Raw genomic sequence first — 13824 nt, forward strand, 5'->3', positions numbered from 1 at the left:
AGCCTCCTGAAGGAGGCTTTATGAGCGTAAGACATGGGCGACACGCGCCCCATGCGAGTGGCTGGATTTACGATAACATCTGAATGGCCAGCGCATATAAGCGCTGGTTTTCATCGTCGCTAACAGGCTCTTCTTCCGCGTAGCAGGCAATCATGGAACTGACTTTATCAGATGATAAGGTCTCTCCATGCAGATGCAGCGTTAACACGGCGCGGCCGACGATTTTCAGAATGTCTTCGTTCTGTCCCTGGACGTAATGACTCAAAGTCAGACCTCTGAATGTATTATTGTTTGCCAAATGGCGCGCTAAATATAAAGCAAAGCGGTGGGTTATTTTAATCGGAATTTTACCCATCTTAAGTGACACATAAGCGTAACATGGGCGAAAAAGGCGCCAATTCGACGTTATATAGTCCTTTTATTAACGCTAATTGCACCTTTTTTATCAAGAAAGGCTTTTTAACCTCATCAACCTTTTTTGATGACCACATGAAATTGATTAAAACATTACACCTATTGTCGCTTAAAAAAACCACAATCGATTGCACTGCTAATCGGTTTCCATGGGTTACCAATAACGCAATTTGCATTGCCGATGCCGCCCCTTTCTGCCAGACTGACCGCCGCAATCCTGACCGCTATTCGAGACATTCCCGTGACCGCTTTTTCTACCCTGACGCAACTCCCAGCCAGCCAACTCGACAACCTGCGCGAGATGGGTTTCGACGCCATGACGCCAATTCAGGCCGCTTCTCTGCCCGCCATTCTTGAAGGGCGTGATGTCCGTGCGCAGGCGAAAACCGGCAGCGGCAAAACGGCCGCCTTTGGTATCGGGTTGCTGCAACGCATTGATATCAGCCGCTTCCAGACTCAGGCGCTGGTGTTATGCCCCACGCGTGAACTGGCCGATCAGGTCAGTAATGTGCTGCGTCAGCTGGCACGGTTTACCCGCAACATCAAAATTCTGACCCTCTGCGGTGGGCAACCGATGAGTGCGCAAAGGGATTCACTGGTGCACGCTCCTCATATCGTGGTCGGCACGCCGGGTCGTATCCTGGATCACCTCAAGCGTGACAATCTCGATCTCAATGCATTGCAAACGCTAGTGCTGGATGAAGCCGATCGCATGCTGGAGATGGGTTTCCGTGATGATATGGAAGCGATCATCGGTTTCACGCCTGTCACCCGCCAGACGCTGCTGTTCTCTGCCACCTGGCCGGACACCATTGCCAGCCTCAGCCAGCGTTTTCAGCGCGATGCCCTGGCCGTCGCCACGGAAGATAAAGCGGAACTGCCTGCCATCGAACAGCAGTTTATTGAAGCCAGCGCCCATGAGCGAGGCAACCTGTTAAGCGCCCTGCTCAGCCAGCATCAACCGGCATCCTGCGTGGTGTTCTGCAACACTAAGCGTGAATGTGATGACATCGCCGCTGCGCTAAACGATCGTCAAATCAGTGCCCTGGCACTGCATGGCGATCTGGAGCAGCGAGATCGTGAGCGCGTCCTGATCCGCTTCGCGAATGGCAGTATCCGTGTGCTGATCGCCACCGATGTGGCGGCTCGCGGGCTGGATATTAAATCGCTGGCCTTAGTGGTGAATTTCCAGCTGGCGTGGGACCCCGAAGTGCATATTCACCGTATTGGTCGTACCGGCCGTGCAGGTGAGAAAGGCATGGCGGTGAGCTTCGTTGCCCAGGATGAAATGGCCCGCGCCAATGCGCTGGAAGAGTATCTGAGCCAAAAACTGAACTGGGTCTCCTCCGCGACACTGAAAGGCAAAGCCGCACAGGCACTGCCCGCCGCCATGATGACTCTGTGTATTGATGGTGGCCGCAAAGCCAAAATTCGTCCCGGCGATATTTTGGGCGCGCTGACCGGCGAAGCGGGTTTCAGTGGCGATCAGATCGGTAAGATCGACCTGACTCAGACCCATGCTTATGTGGCGATCGATGCCTCGCAGGCGAAGAAAGCGCTGATCAAGTTGAAAGAAGGCAAGATCAAAGGCAAAAGCGTGCGTGCCATTTTGCTGAAGTAAATGTTATTGCGCGAGGGCATCCGTCCTCGCACTAAATTTTCTGCCCTTCCCCCTTCATTTTTTTTCCCCGCTGCCGATAAGTTAATCATTGCCCCTTTACCCCGCCCAGATTCTGCTTGAGGCCATGATGGATAATTTTCAGAAAGAGATCGATGAACGCGCCAACCTTGCGCTTTCCAATAAATTCGAACTGCTGCTGTTCCGCCTGGGTTCCGATCAGCTGAAAGGCAAATCTGAGCTGTACGGTATTAACGTGTTTAAACTGCGCGAAATCGTACCGATGCCCACCATCACCCGTGCCGCAGGCATGCAATCTCCGCTTCTCGGCATGGCCAGCATTCGCGGCCAGTTTATCCCGGTGATCGATCTGCCTGCGGTAACCGGCTGTAAACCGGAAACCGGTCTTAACTTGCTGTTGGTCACTGAATACGCCCGCAGCACCCAAGCCTTTGCGGTGGAATCGGTTGAGAACATTGTCCGTCTTGACTGGAACCAGGTGCACACCGCTGAAGCCGGTATTGGCAGCCGCAACATCACCAGTATTGCCTGCCTCGATACCGACGGTGAGAGCAACAATCTGGCGCTGGTGCTGGACGTTGAACAAATTCTGTATGACATCATTCCTTCTGTACGCGGTGTCGAGCCAAGCGAAGAAACGGCTAAAAATTTCAATCTCAAACCTGGCCAGGTCGCGATCGTGGCAGAGGACTCCAAAGTGGCGCGTCAGTTACTGGAGCAGGGCCTGAAAAGCATGGGCATACCAGCTATCATGCACAACACGGGCCTTGAAGCCTGGATAAAAATCAACGACATGCAGAAAGAAGCGGCGGCTGCTGGCGAATCAATTCACGACAAGATCGCCTTGGTGTTGACCGATCTGGAAATGCCAGAGATGGATGGCTTTACTCTGACGCGCAATATAAAACGCGATGAAACCCTGCGCCAGATTCCGGTGGTGATTCACTCGTCACTTTCCGGCAGCGCCAACGAGGATCATGTACGCAAGGTCGGCGCGGATGGCTATGTCGCGAAGTTTGAGATTAACGAGCTGTCGAGCGTGATTCATCGTGTGCTGGAGAAGAAGCGTTAATTTCTAACCTGCACGACTCCCCAAGGCGCGATGATTCGCGCCTTTTTTTATGCCTACTGATTTTACGGGCGGCCTGAAGGATGCCCCTTCATCATGATCAAATCGTTAACAAATCTAACGAATTTGTGACCCAACTCTAAAAAATTAAAGTTAAAACATTAACAACCGATAACTGATAGCGCTGACACCGGCGCTGCCATACCAGACTAATCACGCTGGTAAAGTATTTTTACTATATAAAACATCAACCTGATGCAGGCTGCACGCCTGCTTTTCCATTTTGAAAACAACACATTTTGGCATTACGGGGAGAACCAATGTTGAGCTTAAAGAATATGAAAGTGGGCGTCCGTTTAGGGATTGCTTTTGGTTTGGTTGTGGCACTGTTAGGCGTAGTCGGCGTGACGTCGATTATGAAAATCAACAACATCAAAAATGGCATCACCTCTATTGTGGAAGATCGCTATGTGAAGGTGCGTCTTGGTTTTGATGTGCGTGATGGCGTCAACGATCAGATCAAGTATCTGCGTGGCATGGTGATCGATACCCTACGTCCAGAATACAATGTGCAGCGCTTTAAGCAGTTGGATGAAGCCACTGAACGCACCAACAGCGCGATGAAAAAGATCGAAGCGATTCAGGTGACTGAGATTGGTAAAAAGAAAATCGCCGGTCTACTGGCTGCCAGCCAGTTGTTCGAACAACAGAAGAATGAAGTGCTGGATCTGGTACGCGCTGGCAAACTGGAAGAGGCCAGCACCTTTGTACTGAAAAAAATCACCAGTACGCAGAATACCTATCTCGACAGCGCGGTCGCTTTTGCCAATTCTCAGTCAGACCAGCTGCGTAAAGAAGGTTCCGGCATTATTGATGATGGCTCCACCGCGATTGAAATCACCTTGATCTTCTCTGCCATCGCGATTGCCGCCTCAGTACTGCTTGGCTTTATGCTGACCCGTTCGATTGTTCGCCCACTGAATGAAGCGGTAGAAATTGCCGGAAAAGTGGCAGCAGGCGACCTCAGTTCACACATTGAAGTCAGCGGGAAAGACGAAACTGCAGTATTGATGCAGGCACTGCAGGCGATGAATGACAATCTGCTGACCATTGTCTCCAATGTCCGCGCCGGTTCGGACACCATTGCCGTGGCTTCCAATCAGATTTCCAGCGGCAACATCGATCTCTCTTCCCGCACCGAACAACAGGCTAGTTCACTGGAAGAGACCGCCTCGGCGATGGAGCAGATGACCGCCACTGTGAAGCACAATGCCGATAATGCGCGTGAAGCTAATCAGTTGGTCGCCACCACCTCCACTGTCGCGAAAGAAGGCGGCGTGGTGATGGAACAGGTGATTGAGAAGATGGAAGCCATTACCCTCTCCTCGAAGAAGATTGTCGACATCATCAGCGTGATCGACTCTATCGCCTTCCAGACCAACATTCTGTCACTAAATGCCGCAGTTGAAGCCGCCCGTGCGGGTGAACAGGGTCGTGGTTTTGCGGTGGTTGCCACCGAAGTGCGTAACCTGGCACAACGTTCAGCCTCCGCTGCGAAAGAGATTAAAGTGTTGATTGAAGATTCCGTGGCGAAAGTGGATGAAGGTAGCCGTCTGGTGACGCATGCTGGCTCAACCATTGGCGAAGTGGTCAATAGTGTGAAAAGCGTGGCAGACATCATGAGTGAGATTACCATCGCCAGCAGCGAACAGAGCAGTGGTATCAGTGAGATCAATCTGGCGATTACCCAGATGGAAGCGGTGACACAGCAGAACGCCGCGCTGGTGCAGGAAGCGTCTGCCGCTTCTCAGGCATTGCAGGAACAGGCCGATCGTCTGGCGCAGTCAATGAGTGTGTTTAAGACGGCAGCGGTGTAATTTTATTGCGGTCAGGTCGCCATCAATGGCGACCCTATTTCGGCAGTGATTTTTGTAAGGTGCGCATTGATGCGCACCTGGCCAACATGATTAGCTCATCAGCGAATACGCAATCGACGAAATCGCTAACAAACCGACAATCACCACAAAGACGTTACTGATCTTCCCGCTGTACTGACGCATTGCCGGGACTTTTTGGATGGCATACATCGGCATCAGGAACAGAATCATCGCAATGATCGGGCCGCCCAGAGTCTCAATCATGCCGAGAATACTCGGATTCCAGGTCGCAACCAGCCAGGTCGTGAGCAACATAAAGCCGGTGGTAACACGGTTCAAACGCTGCGGCGTGACACTTTTGCCACGGCTGCGCAGTGATTTCACCACAATGCCGTTGAAGCCTTCACGCGCGCCCAGGTAGTGTCCGAGGAACGATTTGGTGATGGCGACCATCGCGACAATCGGCCCCATCCAGGCAATCATCGGCACGTTAAAGTGGTTAGCCAGATAGGAAAGAATGGTGATGTTCTGGTCCTTCGCTGCCTGCAAATCTGCCGGCGACAAGCTCAATACGCAGCTGAAGACAAAGAACATCACCGTCACCACCATCATCAGATGGGCGCTGGCAAGTATGCGCGAACATTTTTTCTCTGCACCTGCACCATACTCTTCACGCTTCGCCACCGCGAACGAGGAGATAATCGGTGAGTGGTTAAAGGAGAATACCATGACCGGAATCGCCAGCCACAGCGTCATCCAGATGCTGCTACCGCTGTTATTGTGGCTGAAAGAGAGGGTTTCCAACGCTGCACCGTGCCAGTGTGGCACCAGATAAGCCGCCAGTAACATCAACACTGCCACAAACGGGAACACCAGCACGCTCATCGCTTTGACGATCATCTGTTCGCCAAAACGTACTACGGTCATCATACCGATGATCAAAATTAACGACAGCACGGCGCGCGGCGGCGACACCATGCCAAGTTGATGCACGATAAAACTGTCAACCGTGTTGGTTATCGCGACGCTGTACATCAACAGGATCGGGAAAATAGCGAAGAAATAGAGCAAGGTGATGATTTTCCCTGCGCCTACACCAAAGTGTTCTTCCACCACTTCCGTAATGTCTTCACCGGGATTCTTACCAGAGAGCACAAAACGCGCCAGTGCACGGTGTGCATAGAAGGTCATCGGGAACGCAAGGATGGTCATTAAAATCAGCGGAATTAACCCACCCGCGCCCGCATTGATGGGCAGGAATAATACGCCTGCACCAATAGCCGTGCCGTACAAGCCCAGCATCCACACCGTATCACTCTTGCGCCAGCCCGTTGCACTGACCTCAACCGTACCTTGGGCAACGGTTTGTGAGTTGTCCATCTGTCTCTCCAGAATTTAATGCTTTATCAAAATGCAGCCGGAACGACAGCTGCCAAACATGCCAATAGTACGACCGCGCACATGCTACCCGTTTTTGCCTGATTAAGGTTGCTTCAACGCAAGACATCCATCACAAAGGCACCAAAAATGCGCGAAGTGGCTATTTAATATACGAATATGCACAAAACACGCACGCAATCGTTTGCATGGGCGCTATTTGACCTGAGAGCGGGAGAGAGTGCAAGAAGACAACGACGGTTAGCCGGTAGGGGCGAGCCTTGACGCGCCCGAAAGCAACTAAGGGAGGAAAGGGGGCGGCGGGCGGCCTAAAGGCCGCACCCTACAAAACTCAGGCGTGTAAGACGCCAGGAAAGGTGAAACTCCCCCGGTAACTCGCCTCTGGACCCATCATCGCTCCGCGTGTTCCAGAAGGAATAACAGCCGCAGACAATAGCAGAGAAGAATACCGGGGGAATTTCAAATCAGAATGCGCGCATCCTGTAGAGGGCATAAAGGAAATAGTACGCTGTGATAGTATTTAAATTCATAATCATGTACTTCAACTTTTCATTTTTATTGAGCAAAATAAAAATACCTTTTGAGTATTTACCTCGCTTGATTTCATTAATTTCCTGCGCGATATCGGCAGGTGAAAAAGATGAATGATACATCGCCGTCACGATTTGCATATCCAACGCCAGAACGCGTTTAGAAATGCCTTTAAGAAAATAATCGAGATCGCTGCCCTGATATTTTTCCACAATCGAGTCATATAACGCCGTCAGAAACTGCTTTCTGACTTTCAATTCGCTGTATTGCACCTTCCGCTTAGAGAGTGAACCCGCCACATCCTCATAGTGATAAGCGGCACCCGGCGTCACCAGGAAATTACTGATACAGCTAAAAAACTTCAAATTAAATAGCAGATCCTCACTCATAGAGATTCCCTCCATGAAACGCAGATCATAATCACTCAGAATCTGGCGGCGATAACATTTGTTGTGCAAATAACCAATATTATCGCTCATTTCCAGTTCCCCAAGCACATAGGGAATATCCTCGTTGCTGAAAAAACCCGCTTGCGAGACTTTCCCTACCCGGTTGTCATTAAGGTTGCCGACCATCAAGTCAACCGATTCCGCGGGCCACGCATCCAGATTCTGTTTGAAGATCATCAGGAAGTTATCATCTACCCAATCATCAGCATCCAGGAATAACACATACTCGCCACAGGCTTGCTGCAGCCCATTATTGCGTGCTGCACTCACCCCGGCATTGATTTGATCAATCACCTTCACCTGCGAGTAAGATGAAAAACCGGCTAAGATTTGCTGACTGGAATCCGTGCTGCCATCATTAACCACCACAACTTCATAATTGCTATAGGTCTGTTTAAGTACACTAAGCAACGTGCGCTTTATGGTTTTTTGTGCGTTATAGACGGGAATGATAATACTAAATAGTGGTTTTTCATTCATGATAAACTCTCTTTACTGTCTGAGGTTTTGTAATTGATAAATAACAGCCATAACTTCCTGGGGTTGAAGAAAATCTGGTGAATACGCATAACGGGTTGCGCAGAAAAGAAATAATTAAGCAGCGAGAATGAAACGAATTCGGTTAATACCACACTCATTGCGGCACCGGTTAAACCGAAATAAGGCACCAATAAAAAAGAGGATGCCAGGCAGATAATTAATACAGCAAAGGTCTTTTTGACTAAGAATCGATAGCCGTTGTACTTAATAATAAAACGGTCCATCAAACTGCTGAGCACACCGCACATCGCACCCACGCTGAGCAATAACGTTGGCGCAACGGCATCGAGATAGGCTTCACCGTAGAAATCGCGAATAAACCAACCCGAGAGTTGCCAGATCGCCATGATGACGACCGCCGACACCCCCAATACCAGCAGATGGAGTTTTTGCGCTTTGATAATCGATTGCTCATCATCGCGCTCAGCAAAGAATGCCGGGAAGAATGAAGCCAGCAGCGCATTGGGTAAAAACACCCATGCTGTGGACAGCGTCATCGCCACCGCGAAAATTCCAGCCTCTTTCACGCCGAGAAAGTAAGAGACGCTGAGTTGATTGACGCGGGTGTAAATCGCAATCGCAATCACTGAGAACACCAGTGAAACACCCGATGCCACCATGTAGCGTGAATACTTTTTGATATGGCGCAGCGCAGGAATTGGCACCTGGCGGTGATAGCGCAGGAAGATGGCCAGTTTGATGCTGAACGGCAGTAGCGTGGCGAGTACAATCGGTATCGCCAGGAATTGGGGATCCAGTTGGAACCAGGAAATAAAGAAACGCACCGTCAGGCTGATAGCGAGACCGATGACATTGGCAATCACGTTAAGCCGCGCATTCAGCATCGCCTCGTTGTAAATGTTCACGAGGTCGAGCGATGAAAACAGGCAGGCAATCGCCGCTGCACAGATAAACACCAGAGCTTCACGACTCCACTCTTCGCCCATGATCACCATGCCGCTGATGGCTAAGCCGCAATAAATCAGCATTACCAGCAGAAAGGTCGCCATCATCAGGCGAATACCTGAATGATGATTTTGCGAAATGCGTTTGAGCAGAATCACATCGCTGCCCATCACCGCAATGGATTGAATAAACTGAAACACCAGCATGGAGAGTGAGATAATGCCGAACGTGGTAGGGCCAACATATTTCGCCACATAGGAGGTGACAAAAATCAGGCCGAATACCGCGATCAACTTCTCAGCAATCATCCACATCGAATTTTTTAATTTATTTTTCACAGAACAACCTCAGTGAGATTCATTGATAAGCGACCATGCCATTCTCTTGCATGCGGCTTAACATTGGATTTCAAACTATTTCGGACTTTCCTCAGGGGTAAAGATATGGTCTTAAGCACCTGAGTAAATCTCAAATCAAATAAGACTTTCGCCATTAAATTTGTACAAATCGATTCAGTTCATAACGTTAAAATGAGCAGGCTACCGCCCCTGGCTTGCAGCTACCAATTTGCTGAATACATGCAATCGTTTATTTTGGCGTAAAGAGGCCTGACTGCACCGATAGCGGGACAGTTTAAAATCAATAGGTTAGATCCATCACATTAACGATGCTCAGTTCATCATTCGTACAACCAAACGCGTAATCTAAATTAAATTACTCATCTCTTAATCAACACGTTCAACGCGATGGCGCGCTATACATGCCTGACGAAATGAAAGAAATGTCGACCGGGGCTGAAAAGGTGCATCTTAAGACGGGCCTTCTCAACGAGCATCACGACATTAACGATTTTTGCTGTATGCCCTGCCCTTTAATTATTTCGGTGCGTCTTTCGCGCAACCATAAAGGCAAGTGGCGTTAATCCAGTACGACTCTCGCAGTCGCACTGCAATGGGCTCCTAACCCTAAAATTGAGATCTGATTCAAAACTTTTAACGGCATTCTCACCAGGAGCGGTTATAAGGTCAATGGTCCAAAGACCAATACGGAATTTACTCAGTTAGAAAATTGATAAGGTAGGCAGGGAAAGATTAGCGGCAATGAATTGACGTTAAATATATTGATTAGCCAGCTGGTGATAGTTAACCAGGAATAATACGAGGAATGGCCCCACGCGAGGCCATACGAAAATTAAACGGAAGGTAAACTGATAAGCATGGCAGGTGCCACGGGAAGTCTTGCACTACTTGCGATGTGTCTGCACGAATGCCGTTAATGCCTTAAGTGCGGGCGGCACTAATCGATGCCCAGGGTAATAGAGACACAGCGTACCGAGGTTCACCTGCCACTCTGGCAGTAATCGCACCAACTTGCCCCCCTGGATATCCGCGGCAATGTGTTGCTCGGACATACAGGCAATGCCAAGTCCAGCCAGCGCCGCCTGGTGCATGGAGGCCACATCGCTCACGGCGAAACGTGGCTCACCTTGCAAGGTGTAGGTTTGCTGTTGGTGGCTCAATGCCCAGCGATAAATACTGCCATCAGACATGCGCATACACAGCGTTTGGTGCTCGCTCAGTTGCTCTGGCTGATCCGGCGCCGTAAAACGTTCAAGATAGTCCGGAGCGGCAACCACTATCATCCGCAACTCGGCGGTAAGCTTAACGGCGATCATATCGGCGGGAATATCTTCAGCAAGACGGATCCCCGCATCAAAGCCTGCAGAAACGATATCCACCTTTTCTCTTTGGCTGCAAATATCCGCGCGAATACGCGGGTATCGTTTTAGAAACGGCATAAGCACGGACTCATACCACAGCGCATAGCTTTCTGGCGGCACATTTAAGCGGAGAATCCCCGAGGGATCGTTGGGTTCGCTGCTGATCTCTTCGGAAGCGCTGCGAATCACCTCAAGGGCAGGGGCGATTTTGTCAATAAAGCGCCGACCGGCATCCGTCAGGGCCACACTTCGCGTGGTGCGATTGAACAGACGCACACCCAGCCGTTTCTCCAGCGCGGCCACCGCGTTGGTGATCGCAGAAGGTGACATTTCTAACTCGCTTGCTGCGCTTTTAAAGGTTCCGCGCCGCGCTACTGCCAGCAGGATTTCCAGTTCTGTCATACCGGTCCGGTTCATGAATTATTCCGTTTGTCGCAATACCCTTTGCAGGATGAGGCGGATTATTTACGCGCGCCTGGCGTGCTAGTTTTCCTGCATACTCATTTCAGGAAGCTTAACCATGCATATTATCGAACACATCTATATTAATGGCCGTTTTGTTACCCCTGCTGGTAACGAGTGGCTGGAGATGATCAATCCTGCTGATGGCCGCGTCATTGGCAAAGCGCGTATGGCAAACGAGCAAGACGCAGAGCGCGCGATCGCCGCCGCTCATGCGGCATTTCCCGCTTATGCTCGCACCTCCGTCGCTGAACGTATCATGCTGTTAAAGAAGATGCATGACGCAGTGAAAAGCTGTGAAAGCGAGTTGCATGCCGCCATCCTCGAAGAATATGGCGCACCGGCCTCACGCTCGCAGTGGATGGCAAGTTATCCCGCTGACGTCATTCTCCAGGTGATCCAAGAGTTGGAACAATACCCTTTTAGCCAGCAAGCCGGACGCGCGCATGTTCAAATGCTTCCCCTCGGCGTCGCCGGTCTGATTACCCCCTGGAACAGCAACGCGGGCTTTATTTGCCACAAGCTGGCCACCGCACTGGCCGCAGGGTGTACCACGGTGATTAAGCCCAGTGAATTTAGCCTGTTACAGACCGAAGTAATCACACAAGCGTTGCATCGGGCGGGCTTGCCTGATGGCCTGTTTAATATTGTCACGGGACGCGGTGCCGAGGTCGGGGATGCGATTAGCCGCAGCCCATTGGTGGCAAAAATTTCCTTCACCGGTTCAACCGCCACGGGGAAAACCATTTTGCGCACGGCCGCTGAGACTTTTAAGCGCGTAACGCTGGAGCTGGGCGGCAAATCGCCCACCCTCATCCTGCCAGATGCGGATGCCAACAGCGCTGCAGAGCTGGCAGTGCAGGCGGGATTTATCAATAGCGGACAAGCCTGTATTGCTGGCACGCGCATTCTGGTGCCCGAAGCGCGCAAAGCTGAATTCGAACAGGCGCTGACGCTGGCGGTAGCCGCACAATGCTCTGGCAACCCCGCTTCCCCAGCGACCACCATTGGCCCGATGGTGAATGAAAAGCAGTGGCAACGGGTGCAACATTATATTGGCCTCGGCGAACAAGAAGGTGCGCGAATACTGAGCGGTGGTCAGGGACGTCCGCAAGGACTGACTCACGGCTGGTATATCAAGCCGACGCTGTTTAGTGATGTGACGCCGCAGATGCAGATTGCCCGTGAAGAGATCTTTGGACCGGTGTTGAGTATCATGAGTTATCGTGACGAAGCTGAGGCGATTGCCATCGCGAATGACACCGATTATGGCCTGTCTGCGCTGGTGATTGGTGCCGACGAGCAGCATGCCCGCGCCGTGGGTGAACAGATACTGGCGGGCCGGGTGATGATCAATACATTGGCACATGAACCGCGCGCGCCTTTTGGTGGCTTTGGTCATTCAGGAATGGGCCGGGAGATGGGGCAATGGGGGATTAGCGCTTTTCTGGAGCCGCGAGCCGTGACGGTTGCCTATTAAACGACTGATGATAACGCAGGCTAGGGCCGCCCCAGCCTGCTCATCAGCTTCAGTGCGAGTTGTCAAAAAGGGCATATTGCCTGAAGCCATGTCGCCCTCCTTACGTCCGCGCCTCTTTCAACAACTGCTGAATCACCTGCTCCTGTTCCGCATATTGACCTTCACCAAACGCGGTGTATCGCAACTGCCCGTGCGCGTCGAAAATATAATGGGCGGGCCAGTATTGATTACCGAAGCGGTTCCAGATGCTGTAGTTGTTATCCGCCACCACGGTATACGGCAGTTGCCACTGTTTAATTGCACGACTCACCGCTTTCTCGTCGCGTTCCCACGGATACTCCGGGGTATGAACGCCTACCACTACCAAGCCCTCGGGTTGATACTTATTGGCCCAGTCACGCACATGCGGCAAGGTATGCTGACAGTTAATACAGTCGTAGGTCCAGAAATCCACCAGCACCACTTTGCCTTTTAACGTTTCCGGGGTGACAGCGGCACCGTTCAGCCATGCGGTGCCGCCTTGCAGTGAGGGCAGCGTACTGCGGGTTTGTGGCATCACCACCGGTTCGAGGCGGGGTTTCGTCGCAGGCTGTGGCCCCCATTCACTGAGCCGCTGCTCCAGACGCTGCGCAAACGCGGGGCCACTTTGTAACTGCCCTTGCGCGCCGCTGGCGATCAACACCACGGCAGCCAGCATCAATCCCCCTGCTACCTGGCGTAAACGGCTGGTTAGTGCCAGGCCTGGCCGTAATCGCATCACCAGTCCACGCCCCGCCACAAACAGTAGCGCCAGCATCAGTGCGGCACCGCTGCCATAGGCTACCAGTAGCAGACCAACCGAGACGGGATCTTTTCCCACCACCGCCAGGCTGAGAATCGCGCCTAATACTGGCCCCGCACAGGGTGCCCACAACATGCCCGTTGCCATTCCCGCCAACCCTGCCGCGACTAAACCGCGTCGGCGTTGGCTGGCATCATTCATGCGATTGCCTAACGCTACAAAGGGTTGAGTAACATACTGAGCCAGGCGCGATGACAGTAAGGTCAGCGACGTCACGGCTAAAAAGGCCAGTGCGATCCACCTTGCCGCTGCGGTCACGCTGGCGACCCAATGGCTGGTCACCGTGACCAGCAGTGCCACGGCGGTAAACATCATCACCATGCCGCTCAATAACGCCAGCAACTGTCCTTTTTGTCCGCGTACGCTGGCGAACACAAAAGGAATAACGGGTAAGGTGCAGGGGCTGAGCAGTGTCAACATGCCTGCGCAGAAAGCAATTAAAAGTGTCATTGGAAACCTCGTGACATGGGTTAATGGGTTGCGTGCTTTAGCACGTGC

At 51.6% G+C, this 13824-nt stretch carries 10 protein-coding genes; 4 read left to right on the top strand and 6 right to left on the bottom strand.

What is annotated here, in order from left to right; genetic code table 11:
• Window positions 1–67: 67 nt before the first annotated feature.
• Window positions 68–265: a hypothetical protein gene (locus tag LK04_RS14420; RefSeq protein ID WP_039333073.1), complete on the bottom strand. Its 198-nt coding sequence runs from the start codon at window positions 263–265 to the stop codon at window positions 68–70.
• 390 nt (window positions 266–655) lie between these two features.
• Here LK04_RS14420 and dbpA point away from each other — a divergent pair, with 390 nt between their 5' ends.
• The 3 genes from dbpA (at window position 656) to LK04_RS14440 (ending at window position 4999) form a co-directional block, all read left to right on the top strand.
• A complete protein-coding gene (gene dbpA / locus LK04_RS14430; protein WP_039333071.1) occupies window positions 656–2035 on the top strand; it encodes an ATP-dependent RNA helicase DbpA in 1380 nt (459 codons plus the stop codon).
• 127 nt (window positions 2036–2162) lie between these two features.
• Window positions 2163–3125 (top strand): chemotaxis protein, encoded by a 963-nt coding sequence (locus tag LK04_RS14435; RefSeq protein WP_039333042.1) that lies wholly within the window; start codon window positions 2163–2165, stop codon window positions 3123–3125.
• Between the two features lie 317 nt (window positions 3126–3442).
• Window positions 3443–4999, top strand: coding sequence for a methyl-accepting chemotaxis protein (locus LK04_RS14440; protein WP_039333040.1), 1557 nt, complete (start codon window positions 3443–3445; stop codon window positions 4997–4999).
• A gap of 90 nt (window positions 5000–5089) precedes the next feature.
• On the opposite strand, the gene LK04_RS14445 is transcribed toward LK04_RS14440, so the two are convergent.
• From LK04_RS14445 to LK04_RS14460, 4 genes are all read right to left on the bottom strand, one after another.
• Window positions 5090–6379, bottom strand: a complete 1290-nt coding sequence (locus LK04_RS14445) for an HAAAP family serine/threonine permease (RefSeq protein WP_039333038.1) — start codon at window positions 6377–6379, stop codon at window positions 5090–5092.
• 482 nt (window positions 6380–6861) lie between these two features.
• Entirely contained in the window at window positions 6862–7857 is a 996-nt protein-coding gene (locus LK04_RS14450; protein WP_039333036.1) for a glycosyltransferase family 2 protein, read from the bottom strand.
• Window positions 7854–9161, bottom strand: a complete 1308-nt coding sequence (locus LK04_RS14455; RefSeq protein WP_039333035.1) for an oligosaccharide flippase family protein — start codon at window positions 9159–9161, stop codon at window positions 7854–7856. The genes LK04_RS14450 and LK04_RS14455 overlap by 4 nt, the downstream gene beginning before the upstream one ends.
• A gap of 905 nt (window positions 9162–10066) precedes the next feature.
• The gene (locus LK04_RS14460; RefSeq protein ID WP_039333032.1) at window positions 10067–10960 is read right to left on the bottom strand and encodes a LysR family transcriptional regulator; all 894 of its coding nucleotides are present in this window, start codon (window positions 10958–10960) and stop codon (window positions 10067–10069) included.
• A 103-nt stretch (window positions 10961–11063) separates the two neighbouring features.
• On the opposite strand from LK04_RS14460, the gene LK04_RS14465 reads away from it, so the two are divergent.
• Window positions 11064–12485, top strand: coding sequence for an aldehyde dehydrogenase family protein (locus LK04_RS14465; protein ID WP_039333030.1), 1422 nt, complete (start codon window positions 11064–11066; stop codon window positions 12483–12485).
• A 100-nt stretch (window positions 12486–12585) separates the two neighbouring features.
• Here the strand turns inward: LK04_RS14465 and LK04_RS14470 are convergent, their stop codons facing one another.
• The gene (locus LK04_RS14470; protein WP_039333104.1) at window positions 12586–13776 is read right to left on the bottom strand and encodes a cytochrome c biogenesis protein/redoxin; all 1191 of its coding nucleotides are present in this window, start codon (window positions 13774–13776) and stop codon (window positions 12586–12588) included.
• Window positions 13777–13824: the final 48 nt, after the last annotated feature.

It is taken from the genome of Pantoea vagans (genome assembly GCF_001506165.1).
Taxonomy (GTDB): Bacteria; Pseudomonadota; Gammaproteobacteria; order Enterobacterales; family Enterobacteriaceae; genus Pantoea; species Pantoea vagans_C.